We start from the raw sequence: 25,320 nt of genomic DNA, 5'->3' as shown, positions 1-25,320 counted from the left end.
GCCATTCATTTCAACTTTTCGCCCCGACCGGTCCCGCGAGACCGACCTGGACTGAACTCAAAAACTTTCCTTCAGCCATTGGCCCATGCGGGCTATCCGGCTGTTTCCGTTGCCGAAGGGGGAGAACAGACCGCCCTGCCCGGCATGGGTTTCCTGATCGGCGACCTGCGGATAAATCATCAATCCGACTGCGGTCGAAAAAGCGGGACCCTTGGCCGCGGCCGGGAGGCCGGCGACACCCATCGGGCGCCCGATTCGCACGTTGCGGGCCAGAATGCGGCGAGCCGCCTCGGGCATACCGGTCAGCTGGCTGGCGCCGCCCGTGAGGACGACTCGCTTGCCGACGACGGGCGAGAAGCCCGACTTCTGAATCCGATCGCGCAACAGTTCAAGAGTCTCTTCGATGCGGGCGCGAATAATGCGCGTCAGCAATGCCTTGGGCACCTGCAGCGGCTGGTCGCGGTCGTCCTCGCCGATCGGCGGCACGGAAACCACGTCGCGCTCGTCCGCACCGTTGGCGAGAGCCGAACCATGGACCACCTTCAGACGCTCGGCATCCTCGATGCGGGTCGACAGGCCGCGTGCCAGGTCGGTTGTCACATGATGACCGCCGATGCTGATGGCGTCGGTGTGAATAAGCTTGCCTTCGGCGAAGACCGAGATCGTCGTCATGCCGCCGCCCATGTCGATGGCGGCGCAGCCGAGTTCGACCTCGTCGTCGACCAGGGCTGCAAGGCCGCTGGCGTAAGGGGTGGCGACCACGCCCTCGACGGTCAGGTGCGCACGGTTGATGCAGAGTTCGAGATTGCGCAGCGCGGCCCGTTCGGCGGTCACGACATGCATGTCGACACCCAGGACGTCGCCGTACATGCCGAGCGGATCGCGGATGCCGCGCTCGCCGTCCAGCGAGAAGCCCGTCGGCAGCGAATGCAGCACGGCCCGGTCATTGCCCTGGGACTGTTGCCCGGCCGCGACGAGAACCTTCTTCAGGTCGCTGCCTTCGACTTCCTGTCCGCCGAGATCGATGGTCGCGGTATAGACGTCGGAACCGATGCGGCCGGCGGATACGTTGACGATCAGGCTCTCGACGGTGAGGCCGGCCATGCGCTCGGCCGCATCGACGGCGAGGCGAACGACGCTCTCGACCGCATCGAGATCGGAGATCACGCCGCACTTCACACCGCGCGAACGCTGGTGGCCGATGCCGATGATCTCGACATTGTGGGTGCGACCCGGAAGAACCGAGCTTTCCTTGCGGGGCGTCAGGCGGCCGATCATGCAGACGACCTTGGTCGAGCCGATGTCGAGCACGGAAACCACATGCGCCCGCTTGGACGACAGCGGCTTCATGCGGGGCAGGCCGAAATGGGAGCTTCCGAACAGACTCATATGCTCAGCCCCACCTTCTTCAACATCTTGCGCCGCTCTTCGACAGCAGCCAGCCGGCGCTCCTGCGCACCCGGCGTCAGCTGGATGGTGGTGCGATCGGGAAGGCGGAAGTCGACGGCGGCGATGTCGCGCTCCAGCAGACGCTGTTCAGCGTCGAGACGCGACAGCTTGGCCAGCGCCGCACCGATATTGTCTTCCGGCAGCTTCACGACAACGCCGTTGTCGAGATGGATGTCCCAGCGGCGGCCGGCGACGCGCACGAAGGCCTTCACCCGCGCGGCAATGTCCGGGAACTTGGCGAACTCGCCCTCGACGGCGGCCGCGGCCGTTTCGGCATCACGCCCAACGAACAGCGGCAGGGAGGCAAACTTGTTGTCGCGCAGCGGAGCGATCACGCTGCCGGACTTCTCGATCAGCGAGAGCTCGGTGCCGTGCTGCCAGATGCCGTAGGCCTGACGCTCGCGCAGGACCACTTCGACGGCGCGCGGATAGATCTTGCGAACCTCGGCCGATTCGACCCAGGGCAGGTCCGACAGCGCCGCACGGGCGGCAGCGATGTCGAGACCGAGCAGGCTGGTCGAGCCGTCGAGGCCGAGAAGCTGGAGAATATCGATTTCCGACGTGTGCTCGTTGCCGGAGACGCGCACGTCCTCGACGGCAAAGCCGGCACCGGTGGTGACAGCCTGAACGACCGCCGGACCGTGACCGCCGACAACGATGCCGTAGAGCGCGACGGCGGAATAGAAGCCGACGAGCGATACCTTGCCGGTATGGGCCGGGATGGAGATGCGGCCGGAGCACAGGCTCACGACGAAGCGCACGACGCGGCGCATCGGCCGGGGCAGGACACGCCCCTCGCCAGCAGAAACGGAGGCTACGCCGTAGCGTCCACCCATATCCGCAGATCTATCGCCGTTCACCGCAAACAAGACGCGTCCTCCACCATCCACCGAAGAAACTCACCAAAACCAAGACCGGCATGCGCCGCCATTTCCGGCACCAGCGAGGTCGGGGTCATACCGGGCTGGGTATTGATTTCCAGCCAGATCAACTCGCCATCCTCGGAAAACCGGTCGTCGTAACGGAAGTCCGAGCGACTCACTCCGCGACACCCGACCGCCTGATGTGCCGTGAGGGCCAATGATTGTATTTTTTGGTAAATTTTCGGTGAAATTTCCGCAGGAAGTACGTGACGGGACCCGCCCGCAACATATTTGGAATCATAGTCATAGAAGCCATGCCCCTGCGGCACGATCTCGATGACGCCGAGCGCCTTGTCGCCCATGACGCCGCAAGTCAGCTCGCGGCCGGCGACATAGTGTTCAACCATGACACGGTCGCCATAGCGCCACTCGCTGGAGCCCAGCGACTGCGGCGGATGCGACGCATCCTCGCGCACGATGACGACGCCGAAGCTCGAGCCCTCACGAACCGGCTTCACGACATAAGGCGGCGCGATCGGATGTTCGTTGCCGATGTCGAAACGCGACATCACCCTGGCTTCGGCGACCGGGACGCCGGCATGACCGGCGACGATCTTCGCCTGCCCCTTGTCCATCGCGAGCGCCGAAGCGAGCACGCCGGAATGCGTGTAGGGAATCTGCAGATATTCGAGAACGCCCTGAATCGTGCCGTCCTCGCCGAAAGGCCCGTGCAGCGCATTGAAGGCCACATCCGGACGAAGGTCGGCGAGTACCTGGCCGATATTGCGGTCGACGTCGATTCGCGTGACGCGGTAACCTTCACCCTCGAGAGCAGCAGCGCAGGCATTCCCCGACGACAGCGACACCGGCCGCTCGGAAGAAAGACCACCCATCAGGACGGCTACATGCTTGCCACTCATCAACGCCCCCGCAAATTGCAGACCAACTCTCGGACATCGGGCGGCGATGACGCCATCAGGAAAGGCCCTGTCCTTTGCTCAAGTTAGACAACAGTAAGGTTAATGAAGTGTTTACTTTCGTTAACCGACCGCATCGGACGACGGATTTATTTGCTCGGCCGGCGCGTGATGAAGTGAGCACAAGGCTTTGGAAACAAACGACGAAATTGGGGTTAATGGCGCGCGGCCGCTCAGCCGGCAAGACGCTCGGAACGCGCCTGATGGAGGACCGGCGACAGGGCGATGGCCCCGTTCGACAGCGAGTCGATGTCCCGATGGCGCACGATTCGATTGCGTCCGCTCGCCTTGGCGACATAGAGCGCACGGTCGGCCTCGGAGAAGATCTCGTTGAAGCCCCGGACGCCGGCCAGGTCGGCAATGCCGCCGGATATCGTGATGCGCACGGTTCTTTCACCGGCCGCCACCTCAAGTGCGGCGACCCGCTGGCGCACCATGTCGGCGCGCTCAGCAATGGCTGAGGCGCCGTCCCTCGACCAAAGGACGGCAAATTCCTCGCCGCCGATGCGGGCACAGACCTCGCCGTCGGCGAAGGTTTCCCGGATGACCTCGGCGACCGCGGCAATGACGTCATCGCCGGCCGAATGCCCAAAAGTGTCGTTGACCGCCTTGAAGCGGTCGATGTCGAACAGCACGAGCGAGGCATCGCCACGACTGTCGTCGAATGCCTTGTGGAAGGCCCGGCGGTTGAGCAGGCCGGACAGCATGTCGATCCGGCTGATCCGTTCCAGCTCGGAGCGCGAGACGCCGAGATCGTAGATGGCGAAGCCGACCACGGCATAGGCGATCACCGCGACGACGAAGGACACCGGCGGCGTCAGCACCGTGGCGATCACCAGGGCCGGAAAGAGATCGTAGGGCAAGAGATCGAAAGCGACGAGGACGAAATGGGCGCAGAGGTTCAGCCCATAGGCCAGCATGGCGATCTTCGTCGCCATCCATATCGCACGCCTGACCACTGCGCGGCGGCTGGAGAATTCGCCGAGCGTCAATTGCCGCACGATCCAGTTTCTGGTCGCATTCCCCATGACCCACTCTCCCAAGACGCAGGTAGAATAGAGACGCCCGCTTAACAATTCGTCGAGCGGGCGTGCGAGGGATGAATTATCTGGAATCAATCTTCCCGCCCCGGGCGGCAAACCGGAGAGAAGGGGAGCCGGCCCTGCCCGCTCCCGCCCGTTACTCCGCCGTCACGCCGTGGAACGGCCTGACCTCGCGGCCCGGCATGAAGATGCCGATCCGCTTGATTTCCCATTCGAGCTTGATGCCGGAATGCTCGAAGACACGCTGGCGCACGGTCTCGCCGAGATATTCGAGATCGTAGGCCGTGGCATGGCCGACATTGATCATGAAATTGCAGTGCAGCGACGACATCTGTGCGCCACCGATCATCAGGCCGCGGCAGCCGGCCTGGTCGATCAGTTCCCAGGCCGAATGGCCCTCCGGGTTCTTGAAGGTCGAGCCGCCGGTCTTTTCCTTGACCGGTTGCACCGTCTCGCGGTGATGGCGAACCGCGTCCATGTCGGCGCGGATCTTGGCCTTTTCTTCCGGATAGCCCTCGAACAGCGCGCTGGTGAAGATCAGTCCCTCCGGCGCGTTGGAGTGGCGATAGCTGTAGCCCATCTCGGCCTTCGACAGGACATGCACATTGCCCTTGCGGTCGACCGCCTCGACTTCGACCAGCCGCTCGGCCGTCTCCCCGCCATTGGCGCCGGCATTCATCAGCAAGGCTCCGCCGATCGAGCCCGGAATGCCGTAGTAGAAGTGGAAGCCACCGATATTGTGGTCCATCGCCATGGCGGCGATGTGCTTGTCGGGGCATATCGCGCCCGCCCGGATGCGGTTTTCACCGGCGAGCTCGACCTGGCCGAAACCCTTGGCGGACAGGCGGATGACGACGCCCGGAATGCCGCCGTCGCGCACCAGGAGGTTCGAGCCGACGCCAATTACGGTCAGCGGAACGTCCTGCGGCAGAAGCTTGAGAAAGGCGACGAGGTCGTCCCGGTCGTGCGGCTGGAACATCAGCTCGGCGAGGCCGCCGGCCTGGAACCACGTCACGCGATCCATCGGCGCATCCGGCGTCAGCCGACCGCGCAACTCTTCAACACCCGGCCCGAGCGAGGCCAGCAGCTTTTCCCCATCCACCTGTTTCATTCAAGACTTTCCCGAAAACGCTTCCAGTTCGCGCGGCAGCGACGCCGCCCACTGGGTGATGTTACCTGCTCCCAAGAGAATCACGAAATCACCCGGTTGTGCAATGCCCGCAACGATCGGTGCCAGCTGATCGGGCGACGGCAGGTAGCGGGCGTCGCGATGGCCGCCGGCGCGGATGCGCTCGACCAGGGCCTCGGCATTGGCGCCCTCGATCGGATCCTCCCCCGCGGCATAGACCGGGGCGAGAAGCAGCGTGTCGGCATCGTTGAAGCAGTTGGCGAAATCCTCGAACAGGCTCGACAGGCGGGTATAGCGATGCGGCTGGTGGACGGCGATGATGCGGCCCTCACAAGCCTCGCGTGCCGCCTTGAGCACGGCCTTGATCTCGACCGGATGGTGGCCGTAGTCGTCGAACACCTGCACGCCGTTCCACGTTCCGGTCAGGGTGAAGCGCCGCTTGACGCCGCCGAAGGAGGAAAGCCCCTTGCGGATCGCCTCTTCCGCAATGTCGAGCCGGTTGGCGACCGCGATCGCGGCGCAGGCATTGGCGACGTTATGGCGGCCCGGCATCGGCAGCCGGAGGTCCTTGAAATTGAACACCCGGCCGGTACGGCGGCGGCGGATCTCGACGTCGAAGATCGAATGCGTGCCCTCGAGCCTCACATTGGAATAGCGCACGTCGGCCTGCGGGTTCTCGCCATAGGTGATGACCTTGCGATCCTCGATGCGGCCGACCAGCGCCTGGACTTCCGGATGATCGAGGCACATCACGCCGAAGCCGTAGAACGGCACGTTCTCGACGAACTGGCGGAAGGCAGCGCGCACGGCGTCGAAGGTTCCGTAATGGTCGAGATGCTCGGGGTCGATATTGGTGACGATCGCCACTTCGGCCGGAAGCTTGAGGAAGGTGCCGTCCGATTCGTCGGCCTCGACCACCATCCACTCGCCCTCGCCCATGCGGGCATTGGTGCCATAGGCATTGATGATGCCGCCATTGATGACGGTCGGGTCGAGCCCGCCGGCATCGAGCAGGGCCGCAACCATCGAGGTCGTCGTGGTCTTGCCGTGCGTGCCGCCGATGGCGATCGCATTGCGGAAGCGCATCAGCTCGGCCAGCATTTCGGCGCGGCGCACGATCGGCAGCAGCTTTTCGCGCGCCGCGACGAGTTCCGGATTGTCCTTCTTGATCGCGGTCGAGACGACCACCACCTCGGCATCGCCGAGGTTTTCGGCCGTGTGGCCGACATGGACCTCGATGCCCTTGGCGCGCAGGCGCTGGACATTGGCACCGTCGGCCTGGTCCGATCCCTGGACGCGATGGCCGAGATTGTGCAGCACTTCGGCGATGCCGCTCATCCCGATCCCACCGATGCCGATGAAATGGACGAGCCCGATGGAGGTCGGCATTTTCATGAATTGGCTCCCTTCACGTGAGCGATATCCTTGCCAGCGGCAATAGACTCAACAAGGTCGGCGAGCAAGCGTGTTGCGTCGGGCTTTCCCGCTGTTCTGGCGGCCTCGGCCATCCGTGCCAGCCTTTCCGGCTCCTGCATGGCACTCGTCAACAGTTGCGCCAGGCGCTCGGGCGAAAGCTCCGACTGGGCAATGACGCTCGCGCCGCCGGAGGCCGCAAGGGCCGCTGCATTGGCCGCCTGGTCGTGGTCGAGCGCATAGGGGTAAGGCACGAGGATCGACGGGCGCCCGACCACCGACAGTTCCGAGACCGTCGAGGCGCCGGAGCGGCAGATCACCAGATGGGCAGCTGCGATGCGTCCGGCCATGTCTGTGAAGAAGGGCGAAACCTCGGCCGGAACGCCGAGCTTTTCGTAACACGACTTGACGCGTTCGGCATCCTCCGGCCGCGCCTGCTGCGTGACCGTCAGGCGGTTCCGCAGGGATGCGTCGAGCAGGCTGATGGCGTTCGGCAGGGCCGAGGAGAAGAACTGCGCACCCTGGCTGCCGCCGAACACCACGAGGCGGAACGGGCTGCCGGGCTGCGACGGGCTGTAGGGGATGGACGAAGCGGCAATTACCGCCGGGCGGACCGGATTTCCGGTGACCACCGTCTTGCCGGCATAGGTCCCGCCCTCGGGAAGGAAGCCGCCGGCGATCGCCTTGACCCGCGTGGCGAGCGCCTTGTTGGCGCGCCCCATGACCGCGTTCTGCTCGTGCAGCAGCGTCGGCACGCCGAGGCCGGCGGCCGCCAGCAGCGGCGGCACCGTCGGATAGCCGCCAAAGCCGATCACGGCCTTCGGCTTCAGCTGGCGGATCAACCGCTTCGCCTGGCGAAAGCCTTTCCACAGCGAGAGCAGCGCTCGCGCCACCGCCACCGGGTTCTTCGAGCCGATGGTCGCCGAGGCGACGGTGTGGATCGCCTCGGCCGGGAAGGTGCCGGCATAACGTTCGGCCCGGCTGTCGGTCACCAGATGCACGGAATAGCCGCGCTCGGCGAGCAGGTGCCCCAGGGCCTCGGCCGGAAACAGATGGCCGCCGGTACCGCCGGCGGCGAGCAGGATGATGCCTTTTGTCATGATGGCTTACTCCGCCGGAACGCCGTGCGCGGCGCGAAAGAGGCTGCGCTCCTGGGCGCGCTTTTCCGGCCGCCGACGCGTCAACGCCAGGATGAAGCCGGCAGTGACGCAGATCGCAATCATCGACGAGCCGCCATAGGAGATGAGCGGCAACGTCATGCCCTTGGCCGGCAGCAGTTCGAGGTTAACCCCGATATTGATCATCGACTGCGTGCCGATCAGCAGGACGAGGCCGGCGACTGCGAAGCGGTTGAAGTCGTTGCGCTCCTTGAAGGCGTGGCTGAGGCCGCGCAGAACGAGGAAGCCGAAGATGGAAACCAGCACCATGCAGAAGAAGATGCCGAACTCCTCAGCAGCAACCGAGAAGATGAAGTCGGTATGGCTGTCCGGGATGATGCGTTTGACGATGCCCTCGCCCGGCCCCTGGCCGAACCAGTCGCCGCGGATGATCGCCTGGCGGGCGGTATCCACCTGGAAGGTGTCGCCCTCGCCGGTGAGGAACCGGTCGATACGCCCGGCGACGTGCGGCAGGGTGAGATAGGCGCCGAAGACGCCGGCAACCCCGATGCCGCCGAGCAGCGTGATCCACAGCCACGGCATGCCGGCCATGAAGAACATGCCGCCCCAGACGATCGAGGTCAGGATGGTCTGGCCAAGGTCGGGCTGGGCGACCAGAAGGGCGGCAACGATGCCGAACAGGATGATGGCGAAGAGATTGCCGGGGATTTCCGGCTGGCGCGCATGTTCGGCAAACAGCCAGGCGCAGATGACGACGAAGGCCGGCTTCATGAACTCGGACGGCTGGATGGAGATGCCGGCAATGGTGATCCAGCGCCGCGCGCCCTTGACCTCGATGCCGAAGAACAGCGCCGCCACCATCATCAGCAGCGAGACCGCAAGGATGACCATGGCGGTGCGGCGGACCTGGCGCGGCGACAGGAAGGAGAGGCCGATCATCACGCCGAGCGCCGGGATCATGAAGGCGGCATGGCGCTTGACGAAGTGGAAGCTGTCGAGGTTGAGCCGCTCGGCGACCGCGGGCGATGCCGCGAAGGAGAGCATGAAACCGATCCCCATCAAGAGGATGAAGGTGATCATGAACAGACGATCGATCGTCCAGAACCAGTCGGCGACCGGACCTCTCTCAACGCGGCTTACCATCTCAGTTGCCTCCTGTTGGCACGTCGACCAGCATCGTCACTCCGTCGAGGGCCGCGACGTGGCCGACGAAGGCATCACCTCTGACTTCGAAGTTCTTATATTGATCGAAGCTTGCGCAAGCCGGTGATAGCATCACCGCCACCGGATTATTTTCCGCCGCCGCATCGGCCGCCGCGTGGGCCACCGCCTGGGCGAGCGTGCCGGAGATTTCGTAAGGCACCGCATTGCCGAGCGTCGAGGCGAAAGCCGAAGCTGCCTCGCCGATCAGGTAGGCCTTGGCGATGCGCGAAAACAGCGGCGAAAGGCTGGCGATCCCGCCTTCCTTCGGCAGGCCGCCGGCGATCCAGTAGATCCGCTCGTAGCTCGACAAGGCCGGCGCCGCCGCCTCGGCATTGGTGGCCTTGGAATCATTGACGAAGACGACATGGCCGCGCCGGCCGACCGGCTGCATACGGTGTTTCAGACCGGCGAAGGAGGAGAGCCCCGCCCTCACCTCGTCCGGCGACACGCCGACGGCGAGGCAGGCGGCGATGGCGGCGGCCGCGTTCTGCGCGTTGTGCGCGCCGCGCAGCGTCTGGATGCCGTTGAGGTCGACGAGCACGGCTGTCGCGCCGCCATGCGCCTCGATGATCCGGTGTCCGTCGTTGTAGAGCCCGTCGACCAGCGGCTGGCGCTTGGAAATGCGCACGACCTTGCTGCCGGCCCGCTCGACGCGGTCGGCGATCAGTTCCGAGTAGCTGTCGTCCACGCCGATGACGGCCGTACCGCTGCCGGCGACCAGGCGCTCCTTGACGTCGGCATAATGCTGGATGGTGCCGTGGCGATCGAGATGGTCGGGCGTAACGTTGAGCAGGATGCCGGCGGTCGGATTGAGCGTCGGGGCGAGATCGATCTGGTAGGACGAGCACTCGACGACGAAGAAGCGGCCGGCCTTCGGCGGATCGAGCGTCAGCACGGCCCGGCCTATATTGCCGCCGAGCTGCGTGTCGCGGCCGCAAGACTGGAGAATATGGGCGATCAGCGCCGTCGTGGTCGACTTGCCGTTGGTGCCGGTGATGGCGATGAACGGGCAATCCGGCGCATGGACCCGGCGCTCGCGCACGAAGATCTCGACATCGCCGATGACCTCGACGCCCTCGGCACGGGCGAGATCGACCGACCAATGAGGCTTCGGATGGGTGAGCGGCACGCCGGGCGACAGGACCAAGGTGGAGACGGCCTTCCAGTCGATGCCGCGCAGGTCCTCGGTCGGGATGCCCTCGGCCCTCGCCTTGGCGACGCTGTCGGGATTGTCGTCCCAGCAGACGACGTCGGCACCGCCGGCCACCAGCGACTTCGCCGTGGCGAGGCCCGAGCCGCCGAGGCCGAACAGCGCTACCCTTTTGCCCTTGAACGTGGTGGCCGGGATCATTGCGCCCTCACCGCAGTTTCAGGGTGGAAAGGCCGAGCATGGCCAGCCCGACCGCGATGATCCAGAAACGGATCACCACCTGGCTCTCGGTCCAGCCGAGCTTTTCGAAATGGTGGTGGATCGGCGCCATCAGGAAGACGCGCCGGCCGGTCAGCTTGAAATAGCCGACCTGGATGATGACCGACAGGGTTTCGGCGACGAACAGGCCGCCGATGATCGCCATGACGATCTCGTGCTTGGTGGCGACCGCCACCGAACCGATCAGGCCGCCGAGCGCCAGCGAACCGGTATCGCCCATGAAGATCGCCGCCGGCGGGGCGTTGAACCACAGGAAGCCGAGGCCGGCCCCGATCACCGCGCCGAGCACGACGGCCAGTTCGCCGGTGCCGGGGACGAAATTGATCTGCAGGTAGTTGGAAAACACCGCATTGCCGGTGAGATAGGCGATGATGCCGAAGGAGGCCGCCGCGATCATCACCGGGACGATGGCGAGCCCGTCGAGGCCGTCCGTCAGGTTGACCGCATTGCCGGCCGAAACGATGACGAAGCCGCCAAAGACGATGAAGAACAGGCCGAGATCGATGCTGAAGTCCTTGAGGAAGGGAAAGGCGATCGAGGAGCCGAAGGTCGAGCCCTGCGGTCCGGAGTTGAGTGCCGTGGTCATCATGAAATAGACGGCGATGCCGGCGATGACGAATTCGATGCCGAGGCGCGCCTTGCCGGAAAAGCCCTTCTCGGTCTGCTTCGTCACCTTGAGATAGTCGTCATAGAAGCCGATGGCGCCGAAGCCGAGCGTGACCAAGAGGGTGGCGACCACGTAGACGCTGGAAAGGTCGGCCCAGAGCAGCGAGGAGACGACGATGCCTGCGAGGATCATCAGCCCGCCCATGGTGGGCGTGCCGGCCTTCTTGAAATGGGTCTGCGGCCCGTCGGCACGGATCGGTTGGCCCTTGCCCTGACGGACGCGCAGCGAAGCGATCATGGCCGGCCCGAACAGGAAGACGACCAGGGCGGAGGTAAGGAGCGCGGCTCCCGTGCGGAACGTGATGTAACGGAACAAGTTGAAGAATTGAAAATTGTCCGACAGTTCCACAAGCCAGATCAGCATTGGAGCCCTTTCCAAAAGCCCGGATTAAATTTGGCGCCCCGTGTCGTGGAATGCCGGATACTTGTCAAGCAGAGCGGAGACGATCTTGCCGAATCCGAGGCCGAGCGAGGACTTGATCATGATCACGTCGCCGGGCGCTACGGCTTCGGTGACGAATTCGACCATTTCCGCCGTGGTCGGTTGGTATTCGACGTGAACGCTCTCCGGCAGGGCGTCGCGCAGCGCCGCCATCTCCGCACCGGCCAGCCAGACATGCTCGATGCCGGCAGCCAGCAGCGGGCTCACCAGTTCGGCATGCACCGCGGGCGAGAACTCGCCCATTTCCAGCATGTCTCCGAGCACGGCGATGCGCCGCCCCTCGCCCTCCGGCTGGGCGGCGGCCAGCACGGCAATCGCCGCGCGCATGGAAGCCGGGTTGGCATTGTAGCTCTCGTCGATCAGCGTGAAGCTCGCATTGCCGATCGACAGGCGATGGCGGGCGCCGCGGCCCTTGACGGCGGAAAGCTGCGACAGCGCGTCGATCGCCGCATCCATGTCGGCACCGACCAGCGCCACCGTGCCGAGCACGGCCATGGCGTTTTCGGCGATGTGCCGGCCCGGCGCGCCGATGATGACTTCGCGGGTCTCGCCGCCGTGAGAAAACCAGACGGTCGAAAGCTCGGCCGCGCCGTCGAACTCGGCGAGCCGGAACTCCGCCTTGGCGTGTTGGCCGAAGCTGTGAATATTGTCGATGCCGGCCGCCTGCGCCGCCTGCTCGAGGAAGTCGAACTGGCTGTTGTCGCGATTGAGGATGACATCGCCGCCCGGCACCACGCCTTCGAAGATCTCGGCCTTCGCCGCGGCGATTTCCTCGATGTTCTTGAAATTGCCGAGATGGGCGGGGGCGATCGTGGTGATGATGGCCACGTCCGGCCGGACCATGCGCGACAGCGGTCCGATCTCTCCGGCATGGTTCATGCCGACTTCGAACACGCCATAGCGGGCCTCGACCGGCATGCGGGCGAGCGTCAGCGGCACGCCCCAGTGATTGTTGAAGGAAGCGACGGCGGCATGCACATTGCCGGACGGCTCTAGCGCCAGCCGCAGCATTTCCTTGGTGGTCGTCTTGCCGACCGAACCGGTCACCGCGATGATCGTGGCGGAGCTTCTGTCGCGCGCCGCAACCGCGAGCTTCTGAAGGGCGCCGAGCACGTCTTCGACGACGATCATCGGCACCGTCAGGCGTCCAAGCGCCGGAAGCTTGCCTTCGGAGACGACCAGCAGCGACGCGCCGTTGGCGATCGCCAGGCTGGCGAAATCATGACCGTCCACCCGGTCGCCCTTGATGGCGAAGAAAGCCTCGCCCTGCGCGACCGTCCGGCTGTCGATGGATATGCCGGTGATCCCCGCGGGCAGCGACCCGAAGGGACGCCCCGCCATGGCCTCGATCATTTCCTGCGACGTCCAAAGAAAGGTCAATGGTCAAACTCCTCCAGTGCTTTGCGCAATTCCGCATGATCCGAGAACGGCAGCGTGTCATCGCCGACGGTCTGGCCCTCCTCATGCCCCTTGCCGGCCACGATCAACGTGTCCCCCGATGACAGCATGGCGACTGCGGCGCGGATCGCCTGCGCCCGGTCGCCGATCTCGATGCCCTTGGGCGCCGCCGCCATGATCTCCGAGCGGATGACCGCCGGGACTTCGGAGCGCGGATTGTCGTCGGTGACGATGACGATGTCGGCGAGCCGGCAGGCGATCTCGCCCATGATCGGCCGCTTGCCCTTGTCGCGATCGCCGCCGCAGCCGAAGACCGTAATGACCCGGCCGGTGGTGAAGGGCCGCACCGACGTCAGCACGTTTTCGAGCGCATCCGGCTTGTGGGCATAGTCGACATAGGCGAGCGCCCCGGCCTTGGACTGCCCCACCAGTTCGAGACGGCCGGACGCGCCCTGAAGCTTTTCCAGCGCCTTCATCGCGACAGCCGCCGGAACGCCGGTGGCGATCGCAAGGCCCGCGGCGACCAGGGCATTGGCGACCTGGAAATCGCCGGCGAGCGGGATATGCACCTCGAAGATCTCGTCGCCGAAATGCACTTCCGCGACCTGCTTGTGGCGGAAATGCTCGACCCGCTTCAACGCCAGGAACTCACCACTGCGACCGACGGTCAGCACCTTGTGGCCGGCTTCGGTGGCCACCCGGATCCCCTCGGCCGACCAGGGATCGTCGGCGAAGATCACGGCCGGAGACCCCTTCGGCAACAGCGTGTCGAACAGCCGCATCTTGGCGGCCATGTAGTCCTCGACCGTCGGATGATAGTCCATGTGGTCGCGGCCGAGATTGGTGAAGGCGGCGGCGGCAAGCCTCACGCCATCAAGCCGGCACTGGTCGAGACCGTGGCTCGAGGCTTCCATGGCCGCATGGGTCACGCCTTCGTCGGCAAGGTCGCAGAGCAGTCTGTGCAGTCCGATCGGGTCGGGCGTCGTCAGCGAACCGTACTCGTTGCGGGTCGGCGAAACGACGCCGGTCGTGCCGATCTGCGCGGCGGGATGCCCGGCCTCTGCCCAGATCTGCCGGGTGAAGGAGGCGACCGACGTCTTGCCGGCCGTGCCGGTGACGGCGACCATGGTGGCCGGCTGGCGGCCGAAGAAATTGGCTGCGGCAAGGGCGAGGAAACGGCGCGGATTGGCGACGACGATGACCGGTACAGCGGCATCGACAGCATGGCCGGCGACGACTGCCGACGCGCCGCGCGCGACCGCATCGGCGACATAGGCCGCACCGTCGGCCTTGGTGCCGGCAAGGGCGACGAAGAGCATGCCCTTTTCGATTTTGCGGCTATCAGCAGACAGGCCGGAGATCTCGAGGGCGCCGACCGATTCGCCGGCCTCGTCGACCTGATTGTGAAACTCCTTGCCCGCCAGATCCCGCAACAACATCGATTATGTATCCACTGCTGAGAGGCGATTTTTACGAATCGCCTCCTGAATTGAAGTTCGTTCAATAAGAGACGAGCAAGGCAGAGCCGTCGTCCCCGAATTTGGGTTCTACACCGAGAATTGCGGCGCTTCTGCGGATGATCTCGCCGACCATCGGGGCCGCCGAGGTGCCGGCGAGCGCCGCCCCATTGCCCTTGTCGGTCTTGGGTTCGTCGATGACGGCCAGCACCACATAGCGGGGATCGTCGATCGGGAAAGCGGCAAGGAAGGCATTGAAGTTCTTGTCGCCGACGTAGCGTCCGTTGACGACCTTGTCGGCCGTGCCGGTCTTGCCGCCGACGTTGAAACCATCGACGCGGGCGTTGCGGCCCGAGCCCTTCACCCCGTTCACCTCGAAGAGGTAGCGCATGTCCTTGCTGGTCGAAGGCTGGATGACCTGCTGTGCCACCAGATCGGCCTGTTCGGGCGTGCGCGGCAGGAAGGTCGGCTCGATCAGCCGACCGCCATTGACCAGCGCGACCCCGGCGACCGCCGTCTGCAGGGGCGTGGTCGAGACGCCGTGGCCGAACGAGATGGTGATCGAGTTGAGCTTCTTCCACTGGCGCGGTTGCGAGGGCATGGCCACTTCCGGCAATTCGGTCTGCATCTTCGAGAGCAGGCCGAGCCGGGTGAGGAATTCCTTGTGGGCGTCCGTGCCGACGATGTCTGCGACCTTCGCCGTGCCGATGTTGGACGAATACTGGAAGATTTCCGGAACGGTCAGGATGCGGTGCTTGCCGTGGAAGTCCTGGATGGTGAAGCCGCCGATGCGGATCGGATAGCGGGCGTCGAAGGAATCGTTGATCGACACCTTTCCGGAATCGAGACCCATGGCGATGGTGAAGGACTTGAAGGTCGAGCCCATCTCGAACGTGCCGTTCGACATGCGGTTCAGCCAGCCTTCCTGGGCGCTGGCCGCCGGATTGTTCGGATCGAAGTCCGGAAGGGATGACATGGCGAGCACTTCGCCAGTACGCACGTCAAGAACGACCGCGCCGGCGCCGAGCGCCTGGAATTTGGCGACCGCCCCGGCCAGAACGTCGCGCACGATGTTCTGGACCCGAAGGTCGATCGACAGCTTGACCGGCTCGAGCGGGGAATCGCCCGTCATGCCGAGGTCGCGCAGGTCCGCGAGGCCCTGGTTGTCGATGTATTTCTCCATGCCCGACATGCCGCGGTTGTCGATATTGACATAGCCGACGACGTGGGACGCGGTGGGGCCGCCGGGATAGAAGCGGCGCTTCTCCGGGCGAAAGCCGATGCCGGGAATGCCGAGTGCGAGAACCTGGCTCTGCTGCTTCGGCGTCAGCTGGCGGCGCAGCCATTGGAAATGCGAATTCGGATTGGAGAGCTTCTTGTAGGTGCCCTTGATGTCCAGGTCGGTGAGCACGGTCGCCAGCTTTTCCACCGCCTCGTCCGCGTCGACGATCTTGTGCGGCTCGGCGAACAGCGAAACCGTGCGGATGTCGGTCGCCAGCACCTCGCCGTTGCGGTCGAGGATGTCGGGACGCGAGGCCATCAGGCGGTCGGCCGGCAGAATGCTGGAGGTCACTTCCGGCTGGGCATAGCCGTATTGCACGAGACGGCCGCCGACAACCGCGTAGGCCACGGTGAAGCCGGCGATCATCAGGCCCACCCGCTTGCGGGCGAGTTCGGTCTTGCGCTTGCCGGTGCCCTTGAAGGCGGCGCCGTTGATCGAGGTCCCGCTCCGGTGCACGTCGGTCGAGAAATGCGCCTGGCTCTTCAACAACATGATTCGTGAAAGGAAAGTCATCAGGGCTTCACCGATCCGGTTGTGATGAGATCCGAGACAGGATCCTTGCTCTGCTCGCCTTCGGCCACTTCGGGCTTGGGCAACTGGTCGCGCGGCATGGGAAGCTCGACCGGCCGTGCCAGCTGTTCCGGCAGGGTGGGCTCGAGCTGCAGCTCGGTGCCATAGACCTTGAGCAGGCGCTCCAGCCGGTTCGGCTGAGTCAGGAGCGCCCAGTCGGCCTTGAGCAGGTCGATCGTATCCTTCTCGAGCTTGATCTCGGCCTCAAGGCGGCGGACCTCCTCGAGCTTGTTATCGGTATGATGCTTGATCTGGTAGGTGACGGTCGCCGCGGCCGCCATGGCACCGATCAACAGGAGGTCGAAGGTTTTAATCATCGATCACACTCCGATCTTGTCGAGACTTGCGAGATCCGGCAGGTCGAAGATCGACATGTCGGGGCGCTCGGCCGGGGCGGCGGTGCGCTGGCCGGCACGCAGCTTGGCGGAACGGGCGCGCGGATTGATCTCCGCCTCGGCCTCGCTCGCCGCGATCATCGGCTTGCCGACCGGCTCGAACGTCGCCGCCCGCTCCTGCACCATGGGCATGTGGCGCGAGCCGGACGCCTTGCCGGAACGTTCGGTGAAGAACTTCTTGACGATCCGGTCCTCCAGCGAATGGAAGGTGACGACCACCAGCCGCCCGCCGGGTTTCAGCGCCTGCTCGGCGGCAAACAGCGCCTGGGCAAGCTCGCCGAGCTCGTCGTTGACGAAGACGCGCAGCGCCTGGAAGACACGGGTCGCCGGATGGATCTTGTCCTTGGCCTTGCGCGGGGTGACGACTTCGATGAGGCCGGCGAGATCGCGGGTGGTGCGGAAGGGCTCGCGCAGGCGCTGCTTCTCGATAGCACGGGCGATGCGGCCCGCCTGCTTCTCTTCGCCGAGGAAGCCGAAAATGCGGATAAGGTCGCCGACCTTGGCGCGATTGACGACGTCGGCGGCGGAAACGCCGGCACCCGACATGCGCATGTCGAGCGGTCCGTTCCGCTGGAAGGAAAAGCCGCGCTCGGCCTCGTCGATCTGCATGGACGAGACGCCGATGTCGAGCACCACGCCGTCGAGCCCGCCTTCCGGCGCGTAGTCGGCCAGATGGGAGAACTGCGTATGATGGAGCGTCAGATGCCCGCCGCGCGCCGCGACCAGCGCCTGGCCCGCGGCAATCGCCGTCGGGTCGCGGTCGAGCGCGATGACGTCGGCCCCCGCATCGAGAATCGCCGTCGTATAGCCGCCGGCACCGAAGGTGCCGTCGAGGATGACCTTGCCCGGCCGCGCGTCGAGCGCCGTCAGGACCTCGGAGAGGAGGACCGGAATGTGGCGAACCGGTCCGCCATCGGCTTCAGAAGAACCTCCGCCAAGATTCGCCGCCATTCCGTTTCCCCGTCCTATGAAGTTTGCAGTCCTCGCAGCCTGCGCCCTTCCCTCGCCGCCACCTGCGCCTCGTGAAACGCCTGCGGCTGCCAAAGCTGAAAATGATCCGACCGCCCGACGAAGCAAACCTCCGTCGCGATGCCGGTAAAGTCCCGGATGAAATCCGTGACCATGAGACGCCCTTCGGCATCGAGCCGCATGAAGACGCCGCCGCCATGGATCAGCAACGACATCTCGTTCCCCTCGCGCGCAAACGGATCTCCCGCCGAAATCTGCCGTTCGTAGCGCTCCAGCAGATCGGGGCCACCGACGCTGATTGCCGGAAAGACGAAATCCTGGATGCAGTAGAGCTCCTGGATGTCGCGCTGCGCCAGAACGGCACGGAACGGCGCAGGCACGGAAACCCGCCCCTTGGCATCGATCCTGTTTGTCGCACTGGACAGAAAGCGGTTCATGACGATCGACCGCTCCCCCTTCTGGCAAGAGGCTCCCTATCGAGCCCTGCAAACCCAAAATCACCTGCACCGCCGGACTGCCGCAAAAGATCGGGGGCCACCCTCCGCATCTGGTGACCGACCCACTTTCGACTGCGATTTCCGGGGCTTCAATCAACCCCTCAACGGTACGCTTATGGGATAACATGGGACTATATGGGCGTCAATGGGACAGAGCTTCCGCGATCCTCCAAGGGATTCAAATATTGATAAGCGGTTAAGCTTAACGAATCGTTAGAACCACCTGTCGCGCCACTGCTTTTTCACCCCGGACCTTGACCGTAGCTGGACAAGGGCAAGCCGAAATTGTGACGGTTTTTCAGAACATTGGATTTGTTCGTTGAATCCATTCCCGCCCCGGTGCCTGGGGGGAAGGAAAAATCGCCAGTTGGCCTGTAAGCCGGGTTCTGTATGGCTCCGGTCGCCCGGAACGTGGCAGCCATTCATCTGGGACAGCGTTTGCACGCTGCCTCACGCAACCCACCCGGATGACTGGCCCGGAAACAGGCTGTGGCCACGCTTGCGCATGACCCGCGTCATCCCTATTCGGTCTTGCTCCCGGTGGGGTTTACCGTGCCGTCCCTGTTGCCAGCGACGCGGTGGGCTCTTACCCCACCCTTTCACCCTTACCTCGCGAGCGAGGCGGTTTGCTTTCTGTGGCACTTTCCCTGAGGTCGCCCCCGCCGGACGTTATCCGGCACCGTGTTTCCGTGGAGCCCGGACTTTCCTCACCCTACCGCCTTTCGGCATTGGTAAAGCGCGGCTGCCCGGCCAACTGGCACCGCGTCCTTAACCGAGCGGCCCGGCGATTGCCACCAAAAAGGAGTCTCCTCCAATGGCAGGACGCCGGATGGTGAACAATCAGCGGAAAGCGGGGCGGAAAACATCGCCATAGGCCGCTTCGTCGAGGGCGCCACCGTGAAGAAGCGCCGCGCCGAGCCGGCCGATCTCGTCCGAACTCTTGGCCGCGGTACCGCAGCCGCCGGTCATAACGGCGATCCGGTCGCTGGCAAAGCCGATCGCCGGATAGTTGTTCGGCGTGAACGAGGTGACGCAGGCGGCCATGCTGAGCGGCGCGCCGGCCAGATCCGGAACCAGCCCGTCGATGATTCGCTTGAGATGATCGCGCGTGCCGGCACGGCCGCCGCTGCGAAACCAGGCGCGAATGTCCGGCTCGGTTTCAAGCCGGAGATCGTCCGGATCGCCGCCGATCTTCAGATAGGTCTTGCCGTCCGGATAGCGCACGGGCGGAAGAAGATAGATATGGTCCCGCGGATCGTCGGGTTGGTGGATCAGCGACGGCATGCCGGCATAGCGGGAAAGCTCGGCCTCGGGGATCTCGAAGAAGGAGACGGTGCGCGCATAAACCGAAAGATCAACCGGTCTCGGCAAGAGATTCTCGGCAATGGAGAATCCGCCGGCGGCGACGAGCACCTTGTCGCCTCTCACTTCGCGTCCCTCCGCCGTCCGGACGAGGACGCTGCCGCCGGACTCCTGCGTGCTGACGACGGTATCAGTAATGACGGTCGCCCCTGCGCGGCGCGCCAGGACCGACTGCGCCTCGACCAGGCGTCGCGGATTGACGTAGCCGGCCTCGGCCGCCTCGAACACGCCTTCGCATCCGCTGCCGAAGGAGAAATAGGAAAACCGTTCGGCCAGTCGCCGGTCGTCGATCAATTCGACATCTGCCCCCACCCGTTCGGCCGCAGCGCAGATGTCGGCGACATAGGGATCACGGCCGCCACGCTCAGGCCCGACCATCAGGCAGCCCGTGGGGTGGAAGAACTCGATCCCGCTCTGCGCGGCGATCTCGCCGTAGCGGGCAATGGACCGCTTCGCCAGCAGCGCCCAGACCGGGTCCGGATCGATGGTGCGGGTGATGCGCGCCTCGTCGTAGTGACTGGCGAAAACGCCCTCGTGACGGGCGGCATCCTTGGGCTCATCCGGGCCGATCAGCGCGACCCCGTCGGTCTGTTCTGCCAAATGGCGGGCAGCGGCGGCCCCCATCATGCCACAGCCGATGATGATGTATTTGTAGCTTTCGCCCATTCCTGTCCCCTGTCGACGCGAATCCCGACAGCTTTTCCCGATCAGGGCTTTGCCGGCAAGTGCGGAATCGTCCCCACGAGAAGCCTGCCCGCAATTTCGTCGCCGGGATGGGCGGCCGCCATTCCCGGGTAGCGCCTGGGGCCGAGCGGCACTGCACCGCCTTGGACAGCCCTCCGAAACGGTCGGGCGAGATGGAAGAACGGCCGGGGTTATCGCACGCGCCTGGCCGGTCATTCAGAGGCTTACGAAGCGATCAGCGCCAGCACCTTGCCGCAATAGCGCTTGGAGACCGGGTTCATCCGCTTGGCGCCGTGACCGGCATTGTATTTGAGGATGGTGGTGCAGGTCTGGCCGTCGCCCAGGTCGTGGGCCATCGAGAGGTACTTCATGCCGTAGCGGATGTTCGTCTCGGGATCGTACAGGCCCTTGGAAGAACCCGAATAGCCCATCATCCGTGCCGTGGCCGGCTTGATCTGCATGAGACCGATTTCGCCGGCGCTGCCGCGGGCCTTGGGATTGAAATTGCTTTCGACCCTGACGACCGCATGGGCGAGTGCCACCGGAACGCCGTAGGTTTTGGCGTATTTGGAGATCAGACTCGTATAGGGGCTCTTGGAGAAGGAAGGCGCCGGATAGCCCGCCTCGCGGTTCACGGTCTTGAGCGGAGCCCTGAAGCTGCGCTCCTCGTCTCCGGCCGATGCCGTCATGGACGAGGACAAAAGAATACCGAGGCATGCCGCAGCAGCAACAATTCGCTTCATCATGTAAAAGTCAGTCTCCGAACCAGAGAGGTGGGCGAACGTCCGTTCCGGACGCAAATCTTCCTCGTTCGCCCTACCCGTCGGGTAGGTCGCCGCCCATGCTCTCATCGTTGATATTTGCAAACACGGTCCGCAAAAACTGGGTGCCCGTGCCGCCGTTCAGTTCGTTCTTTAGAGCGGCGAAATGGGGAATTCGTGTGGCGATGCAACAAATTGGCGTTTCACGCGTTTGGCGGCGCCGTCGAAATACGGTGTTTTCGGCCTGCCATTTCAGGCGTAGCGGGGCAGCGTCGTCAGCAGCCGATGTAGCGTTTCGACCGTCGACATGTCGGCGATCCCGTCCACCCGCTCGGGGCGGAAATGGCGCTGGAACGCAGCCACGACGCCTTCCGTCTTGTCGGAATATTCCCCGGTAATTTCAATATCATATCCATAAAGCGACAACATCGACTGCAGGGCCTCGACCGGCTGGCCGTGGTCGCCCTTCTGGAAAAAGCGGCCGCCCTGCACCGGCACCGGCTCGACGAAGTGGCCGACGCCCGCCGCATGCAGCCGTCCCCAGGGGAAATTTTCGCCCGGATCGACCTTGCGAACCGGCGCCACATCGGAGTGCGCCAGCACCCGTTCAGGAGCGATATCGTGCCTCCGGCCGCAATCGCGACACAATTCAATGACCGCCTCGATCTGCTTTTCGGGGAATCCGGGGAGCCCCGCAGGGTGCCCGGCATTGGCGATCTCGATGCCGATCGAGTGAGAATTGATGTCCGTCTCGCCCGCCCAGAAGCTCTTTCCTGCATGCCAGGCGCGCCGATCCTCCGGCACCATCTGCACGATCCGGCCGTCCTCGTGGACGAAATAGTGGCTGGAAACCTGGCTTTCGGGATTGCACAGCCAAGCGAGCGCGCCGTCATGCTCGGGCATTCCGGTGTAGTGCAGAAGGATCATGTCGGGGCGACAGCCGCCCGCCCTTTCGCCCTGGTTGGGCGACGGCATCATGGTGGCGCCGGCGAAATCGGCGGTGAAAGGCTTCATGCGGCGCGGCGTTCTTTCTCGATCGCCGAATAGGCGGCGTTCAGCTTTGCCATGCGGTGGTGGGCCACGGCATGGAACTCGCTCGGCACGCCGCGGGCATGCAGCCGGTCGGGGTGATGCTCGGCGGCGAGCGCCCGGTAGCGCTTGCGGATGGTGGCGAAATCGTCCGACCGCTGGACCCCCAGCACGCCATAGGGATCGCCCTCGAGATGCAGGTGGCGCTGGGTGATCATGTGGAAGCGTTCCTCGGACAGGCCGAAGATCTCGGCGATGCGCGACAGGAAGGCCAGTTCCTTCTCATGCACCAGGCCGTCGGCCGTGGCGATGTGGAACAGCGCATCGACGATGTCCTCGAGCACCGGGCAGAAATTGTCGCAGGTCCGGCACAGCTTGGCGAGCTTCTCCGCATAGGCCTCGAAGCCGGCGACGTCCTGACGCGCAAGATTGTACAGCCGGGCGACGTTCTTCGCCTCTTCCTCGGGGAAATCGAAGATGCTGCGGAAGGCATCGACCTCCGCCGCCGTCACGATGCCGTCGGCCTTCGCCATCTTGGCGGACAGCGCGATGATCGCAACGGAGAAGGAAACGCGACGGCGGGTTTCGGGATCGCCCTCGAAAACGGTTCGAACCGCCTCGACCATACCCGACAGGACGCTGCCCGCTGCATCGCCGATAGCGCCCAGCAGACGATCCCACAACGACGCGATCTGTTCGCAGGCGAAATCGATAATCATCAGCGAGCTTGACCAAATATCGCCGGAAAAAGCAAGCCAAGTGCCCCATCTGCGACATTAAACTTTATTCACGTTCGATTGCAAAACGCTGAATCACAGGGCTGAAACCCGCCCCGCAACGGCCTTGCGACCCTTCGAATTCCCTGGGCCGGCGGCCGGTCCATCTCGCGGATTGATTGGACTATTCGCCGGGCTCATGCGACCACCGCCGCATTTACTCCCAGCGGAGCCCGCATGAAATCGGCAATTCCCTCTCCCGCGCTCGGCCTCGTCCTCGGCATGATCGGCGTCACCATATTCGGGCTCACCCTGCCGATGACGCGCATCGCCCTCGACGGCTTCTCGCCGCTTTTCATCACCTTCGGCCGGGCGGTGATCGCCTCGGCGGCAGCCGGCACCGCGCTTCTCGTGCTCGGCAAACGCTGGCCGCGCGGTGCCTTTCCGGCCCTGTTCCTCGCCGGCATCTGCCTCGTCTTCGGCTTTCCGATCTTCTCCTCGATCGCCATGCAGAGCCTGCCGGCCGCCCATGGCGGCGTCGTGCTCGGCCTGCTGCCGCTGCTCACCTCGATCTTCGCGGTGATCGTCGACGGCGAACGGCCAAGCCCCGTTTTCTGGCTGTGCGGCGTGGCCGGGGCAGGCCTCGTCGTCGCCTTCTCCGCCCGCCAGAGCGGTTTCCATCTCGAGGTCGGCGATCTGTGGCTGCTCGCTTCCGCCGTCTCGGCCTCGCTCGGCTACGTGCTGTCCGCCCGGCTGGCGCGCCGGCTGTCGGGCTGGGAGGTCATCTCCTGGGCGCTGATCGTCATGCTGCCGCTGTCGCTGGTCGGCGCGGCGCTGACCTTTTCGAGCGGCGTCACGGCACCCGGCCATGCCGCGATCGGCGCGCTCCTCTACCACGGCCTGCTGTCGATGTTCGGCGGCTTCATCTTCTGGAATGCGGGGCTCGCGATCGGTGGGATTTCGCGCGTCGCGCAGATCCAGTTGATGCAGACTTTCGTCACGTTGCTGTTTTCCACACTCCTGCTCGGCGAGCACATCGGCATTGAAACGATTATATTCGCAATTGCCGTCGCCTTCGTCGTCTGGCTGGGCCGAAAGGCCCGTATTTCCTGAAGTTTTCGCTTTACAAGGCCATCTGCTCGTCGCATCCATTCGCGCGGAAAAGCTGAAAGACAACGGCGCCAGAGGCGCGCCGAAGGAGGATCAATGGCCAAACAGAAAGTTGCAATGCTGACCGCCGGCGGTCTGGCGCCGTGCCTCTCGTCCGCCGTCGGCGGATTGATCGAGCGCTACACGGACATCGCACCGGACATCGAGATGATCGCCTATCGCTCCGGCTACCAGGGCGTGCTGCTGGGAGACAGCATCCAGATCACCAAGGACATGCGCGAGAAGGCCCATGTGCTGCACCGCTACGGCGGCTCGCCGATCGGCAACAGCCGCGTCAAGCTGACCAACGCCGCCGACTGCGCCAAGCGCGGCCTGACCAAGGAAGGCCAGAACCCGCTGCGCGTCGCCGCCGAGCGCCTGGCCGAGGACGGCGTCACCATCCTCCACACCATCGGCGGCGACGACACCAACACCACCGCCGCCGACCTTGCCGCCTATCTCGGTGCCAACGGCTACAACCTGACGGTCGTCGGCCTGCCGAAGACCGTCGACAACGACGTCGTGCCGATCCGCCAGTCGCTCGGCGCCTGGACGGCAGCCGAAGTCGGTGCCCGCTTCTTCGACCACGTCTCGAACGAACAGAGTGCGGCCCCGCGCACGCTCGTCATCCATGAAGTCATGGGCCGCCATTGCGGCTGGCTGACCGCCGCGACCGCGCGCGCCTACATCGACCGCACGCGCAACAACGAGTATGTCGAAGGCTTGATGATGAACACCGAGCTCAAGAACATCGACGGGCTCTACCTGCCGGAAACCCATTTCGATCTCGAGAGCGAGGCCGGCCGCCTCAAGGAGATCATGGACAGAAGCGGCTACGTCACCCTGTTCGTCTCGGAAGGCGCCTGCCTCGACGAAATCGTCGCCGACCGCGAGGCCGCCGGCGAGGAGGTCAAGCGCGACGCCTTCGGCCATGTGAAGATCGACACGATCAATGTCGGCAATTGGTTCCAGAAGCATTTTGCCAAGCTGCTGAAGGCGGACCGCTCCATGGTGCAGAAGTCGGGCTACTATGCCCGTTCCGCGCCGGCCAACTACGAGGACCTGCGCCTGATCCAGAGCATGGTCGACCTCGCCGTCGAAAGTGCGCTCAACAAGGTCTCGGGCGTGACCGGTCACGACGAAGACCAGGGCGGACGCCTGCGCACCATCGAATTCCCGCGCATCAAGGGCGGCAAGGCCTTCGATCTCAACACCCCGTGGTTCCACGAAGTCATGGATTACATGGGCCAGAAATTCCGCCCGGCCAATTGACGGAACGGGCGAAAGCTGGCTTGCTCTTCAGTGGAGGAGTAGAAACG

General features: G+C 64.6%; 22 protein-coding genes and 1 other RNA gene. 2 read left to right on the top strand and 21 right to left on the bottom strand.

The genetic code is table 11. The features are described 5' to 3' along the window. Positions 1-57 precede the first annotated feature (57 nt). The 21 genes from ftsA to AC07Y0_RS05485 all read right to left on the bottom strand — a co-directional run bounded on the left by ftsA (position 58) and on the right by AC07Y0_RS05485 (position 22,855). Positions 58-1,389: a cell division protein FtsA gene (gene ftsA / locus AC07Y0_RS05585; RefSeq protein WP_498675325.1), complete on the bottom strand. Its 1,332-nt coding sequence runs from the start codon at positions 1,387-1,389 to the stop codon at positions 58-60. Beyond that, complete coding sequence (locus AC07Y0_RS05580; protein WP_498675319.1) at positions 1,386-2,285, bottom strand: cell division protein FtsQ/DivIB; 900 nt, start codon at positions 2,283-2,285, stop codon at positions 1,386-1,388. The genes ftsA and AC07Y0_RS05580 overlap by 4 nt, the downstream gene beginning before the upstream one ends. A gap of 20 nt (positions 2,286-2,305) precedes the next feature. Further along, positions 2,306-3,232 carry a D-alanine--D-alanine ligase gene (locus AC07Y0_RS05575; protein WP_498675315.1) on the bottom strand — a complete coding sequence of 309 codons (927 nt, stop codon included), beginning with the start codon at positions 3,230-3,232 and terminating at the stop codon, positions 2,306-2,308. Positions 3,233-3,462: 230 nt separating this feature from the next. After that, positions 3,463-4,317 (bottom strand): GGDEF domain-containing protein, encoded by an 855-nt coding sequence (locus AC07Y0_RS05570; protein ID WP_498675312.1) that lies wholly within the window; start codon positions 4,315-4,317, stop codon positions 3,463-3,465. A gap of 151 nt (positions 4,318-4,468) precedes the next feature. Next, positions 4,469-5,443, bottom strand: coding sequence for a UDP-N-acetylmuramate dehydrogenase (gene murB, locus AC07Y0_RS05565; RefSeq protein WP_498675308.1), 975 nt, complete (start codon positions 5,441-5,443; stop codon positions 4,469-4,471). Continuing rightward, on the bottom strand, positions 5,444-6,856 hold the full coding sequence (murC, locus tag AC07Y0_RS05560) for a UDP-N-acetylmuramate--L-alanine ligase (RefSeq protein ID WP_498675301.1): 1,413 nt from the start codon (positions 6,854-6,856) through the stop codon (positions 5,444-5,446). Then, positions 6,853-7,974 carry an undecaprenyldiphospho-muramoylpentapeptide beta-N-acetylglucosaminyltransferase gene (gene murG / locus AC07Y0_RS05555; protein WP_498675299.1) on the bottom strand — a complete coding sequence of 374 codons (1,122 nt, stop codon included), beginning with the start codon at positions 7,972-7,974 and terminating at the stop codon, positions 6,853-6,855. The genes murC and murG overlap by 4 nt, the downstream gene beginning before the upstream one ends. A 6-nt stretch (positions 7,975-7,980) precedes the next feature. Next, positions 7,981-9,135, bottom strand: a complete 1,155-nt coding sequence (gene ftsW, locus AC07Y0_RS05550) for a putative lipid II flippase FtsW (RefSeq protein ID WP_498675297.1) — start codon at positions 9,133-9,135, stop codon at positions 7,981-7,983. A gap of 1 nt (position 9,136) precedes the next feature. Next, positions 9,137-10,546, bottom strand: a complete 1,410-nt coding sequence (gene murD, locus AC07Y0_RS05545; protein WP_498675295.1) for a UDP-N-acetylmuramoyl-L-alanine--D-glutamate ligase — start codon at positions 10,544-10,546, stop codon at positions 9,137-9,139. Positions 10,547-10,553: 7 nt separating this feature from the next. Continuing rightward, positions 10,554-11,654 (bottom strand): phospho-N-acetylmuramoyl-pentapeptide-transferase, encoded by a 1,101-nt coding sequence (gene mraY, locus AC07Y0_RS05540; RefSeq protein WP_498675294.1) that lies wholly within the window; start codon positions 11,652-11,654, stop codon positions 10,554-10,556. Between the two features lie 24 nt (positions 11,655-11,678). Further along, on the bottom strand, positions 11,679-13,112 hold the full coding sequence (locus AC07Y0_RS05535) for a UDP-N-acetylmuramoylalanyl-D-glutamyl-2,6-diaminopimelate--D-alanyl-D-alanine ligase (protein WP_498675293.1): 1,434 nt from the start codon (positions 13,110-13,112) through the stop codon (positions 11,679-11,681). Next, positions 13,109-14,569 carry a UDP-N-acetylmuramoyl-L-alanyl-D-glutamate--2,6-diaminopimelate ligase gene (locus AC07Y0_RS05530; protein WP_498675291.1) on the bottom strand — a complete coding sequence of 487 codons (1,461 nt, stop codon included), beginning with the start codon at positions 14,567-14,569 and terminating at the stop codon, positions 13,109-13,111. The genes AC07Y0_RS05535 and AC07Y0_RS05530 overlap by 4 nt, the downstream gene beginning before the upstream one ends. Positions 14,570-14,630: 61 nt before the next feature. Further along, entirely contained in the window at positions 14,631-16,382 is a 1,752-nt protein-coding gene (locus AC07Y0_RS05525) for a peptidoglycan D,D-transpeptidase FtsI family protein (protein ID WP_498675290.1), read from the bottom strand. Continuing rightward, positions 16,382-16,756, bottom strand: coding sequence for a cell division protein FtsL (gene ftsL / locus AC07Y0_RS05520; RefSeq protein ID WP_498675287.1), 375 nt, complete (start codon positions 16,754-16,756; stop codon positions 16,382-16,384). Before ftsL ends, AC07Y0_RS05525 begins: the two co-directional genes overlap by 1 nt. Positions 16,757-16,759: 3 nt before the next feature. Then, on the bottom strand, positions 16,760-17,785 hold the full coding sequence (gene rsmH / locus AC07Y0_RS05515; protein WP_498675285.1) for a 16S rRNA (cytosine(1402)-N(4))-methyltransferase RsmH: 1,026 nt from the start codon (positions 17,783-17,785) through the stop codon (positions 16,760-16,762). A gap of 14 nt (positions 17,786-17,799) precedes the next feature. Continuing rightward, positions 17,800-18,240 carry a division/cell wall cluster transcriptional repressor MraZ gene (gene mraZ, locus AC07Y0_RS05510; protein WP_498675283.1) on the bottom strand — a complete coding sequence of 147 codons (441 nt, stop codon included), beginning with the start codon at positions 18,238-18,240 and terminating at the stop codon, positions 17,800-17,802. Positions 18,241-18,659: 419 nt separating this feature from the next. Beyond that, positions 18,660-19,058, bottom strand: an RNA gene (gene rnpB, locus AC07Y0_RS05505) — RNase P RNA component class A. An 82-nt stretch (positions 19,059-19,140) separates the two neighbouring features. Next, complete coding sequence (locus AC07Y0_RS05500; protein ID WP_498675282.1) at positions 19,141-20,328, bottom strand: NAD(P)/FAD-dependent oxidoreductase; 1,188 nt, start codon at positions 20,326-20,328, stop codon at positions 19,141-19,143. A gap of 242 nt (positions 20,329-20,570) precedes the next feature. Further along, a complete protein-coding gene (locus AC07Y0_RS05495; protein ID WP_498675280.1) occupies positions 20,571-21,092 on the bottom strand; it encodes a lytic transglycosylase domain-containing protein in 522 nt (173 codons plus the stop codon). A gap of 267 nt (positions 21,093-21,359) precedes the next feature. After that, the gene (locus tag AC07Y0_RS05490) at positions 21,360-22,121 is read right to left on the bottom strand and encodes an N-acetylmuramoyl-L-alanine amidase (RefSeq protein ID WP_498675276.1); all 762 of its coding nucleotides are present in this window, start codon (positions 22,119-22,121) and stop codon (positions 21,360-21,362) included. After that, positions 22,118-22,855, bottom strand: a complete 738-nt coding sequence (locus AC07Y0_RS05485) for a TerB family tellurite resistance protein (RefSeq protein WP_498675273.1) — start codon at positions 22,853-22,855, stop codon at positions 22,118-22,120. The genes AC07Y0_RS05490 and AC07Y0_RS05485 overlap by 4 nt, the downstream gene beginning before the upstream one ends. 234 nt (positions 22,856-23,089) lie before the next feature. Between AC07Y0_RS05485 and AC07Y0_RS05480 the strand changes: the two genes are divergently transcribed. Beyond that, complete coding sequence (locus tag AC07Y0_RS05480) at positions 23,090-23,965, top strand: DMT family transporter (protein WP_498675271.1); 876 nt, start codon at positions 23,090-23,092, stop codon at positions 23,963-23,965. Between the two features lie 93 nt (positions 23,966-24,058). Then, entirely contained in the window at positions 24,059-25,273 is a 1,215-nt protein-coding gene (locus tag AC07Y0_RS05475; RefSeq protein ID WP_498675268.1) for a pyrophosphate--fructose-6-phosphate 1-phosphotransferase, read from the top strand. Positions 25,274-25,320: the final 47 nt, after the last annotated feature.

This window comes from Allorhizobium sp. GW101-3B10, from assembly GCF_059424725.1.
Note: the sequence above shows the minus strand (reverse complement) of the source record. Positions and strands in the feature narration are given on the sequence as shown.

Coding starts and splice junctions, on each gene's coding strand:
- AC07Y0_RS05480 (WP_498675271.1), top strand. CDS start 23,090: ATGAAATCGGCAATTCCCTCTCCCGCGCTCGGCCTCGTCCTCGGCATG.
- mraZ (WP_498675283.1), bottom strand. CDS start 18,240: ATGAACCGCTTTCTGTCCAGTGCGACAAACAGGATCGATGCCAAGGGG.
- murG (WP_498675299.1), bottom strand. CDS start 7,974: ATGACAAAAGGCATCATCCTGCTCGCCGCCGGCGGTACCGGCGGCCAT.
- murB (WP_498675308.1), bottom strand. CDS start 5,443: ATGAAACAGGTGGATGGGGAAAAGCTGCTGGCCTCGCTCGGGCCGGGT.
- AC07Y0_RS05495 (WP_498675280.1), bottom strand. CDS start 21,092: ATGATGAAGCGAATTGTTGCTGCTGCGGCATGCCTCGGTATTCTTTTG.
- AC07Y0_RS05500 (WP_498675282.1), bottom strand. CDS start 20,328: ATGGGCGAAAGCTACAAATACATCATCATCGGCTGTGGCATGATGGGG.
- AC07Y0_RS05530 (WP_498675291.1), bottom strand. CDS start 14,569: ATGTTGTTGCGGGATCTGGCGGGCAAGGAGTTTCACAATCAGGTCGAC.
- murD (WP_498675295.1), bottom strand. CDS start 10,546: ATGATCCCGGCCACCACGTTCAAGGGCAAAAGGGTAGCGCTGTTCGGC.
- AC07Y0_RS05490 (WP_498675276.1), bottom strand. CDS start 22,121: ATGAAGCCTTTCACCGCCGATTTCGCCGGCGCCACCATGATGCCGTCG.
- ftsW (WP_498675297.1), bottom strand. CDS start 9,135: ATGGTAAGCCGCGTTGAGAGAGGTCCGGTCGCCGACTGGTTCTGGACG.
- AC07Y0_RS05580 (WP_498675319.1), bottom strand. CDS start 2,285: ATGGGTGGACGCTACGGCGTAGCCTCCGTTTCTGCTGGCGAGGGGCGT.
- AC07Y0_RS05570 (WP_498675312.1), bottom strand. CDS start 4,317: ATGGGGAATGCGACCAGAAACTGGATCGTGCGGCAATTGACGCTCGGC.
- AC07Y0_RS05575 (WP_498675315.1), bottom strand. CDS start 3,232: ATGAGTGGCAAGCATGTAGCCGTCCTGATGGGTGGTCTTTCTTCCGAG.
- AC07Y0_RS05485 (WP_498675273.1), bottom strand. CDS start 22,855: ATGATTATCGATTTCGCCTGCGAACAGATCGCGTCGTTGTGGGATCGT.
- mraY (WP_498675294.1), bottom strand. CDS start 11,654: ATGCTGATCTGGCTTGTGGAACTGTCGGACAATTTTCAATTCTTCAAC.
- murC (WP_498675301.1), bottom strand. CDS start 6,856: ATGAAAATGCCGACCTCCATCGGGCTCGTCCATTTCATCGGCATCGGT.
- AC07Y0_RS05475 (WP_498675268.1), top strand. CDS start 24,059: ATGGCCAAACAGAAAGTTGCAATGCTGACCGCCGGCGGTCTGGCGCCG.
- rsmH (WP_498675285.1), bottom strand. CDS start 17,785: ATGGCGGCGAATCTTGGCGGAGGTTCTTCTGAAGCCGATGGCGGACCG.
- ftsA (WP_498675325.1), bottom strand. CDS start 1,389: ATGAGTCTGTTCGGAAGCTCCCATTTCGGCCTGCCCCGCATGAAGCCG.
- AC07Y0_RS05525 (WP_498675290.1), bottom strand. CDS start 16,382: ATGACTTTCCTTTCACGAATCATGTTGTTGAAGAGCCAGGCGCATTTC.
- ftsL (WP_498675287.1), bottom strand. CDS start 16,756: ATGATTAAAACCTTCGACCTCCTGTTGATCGGTGCCATGGCGGCCGCG.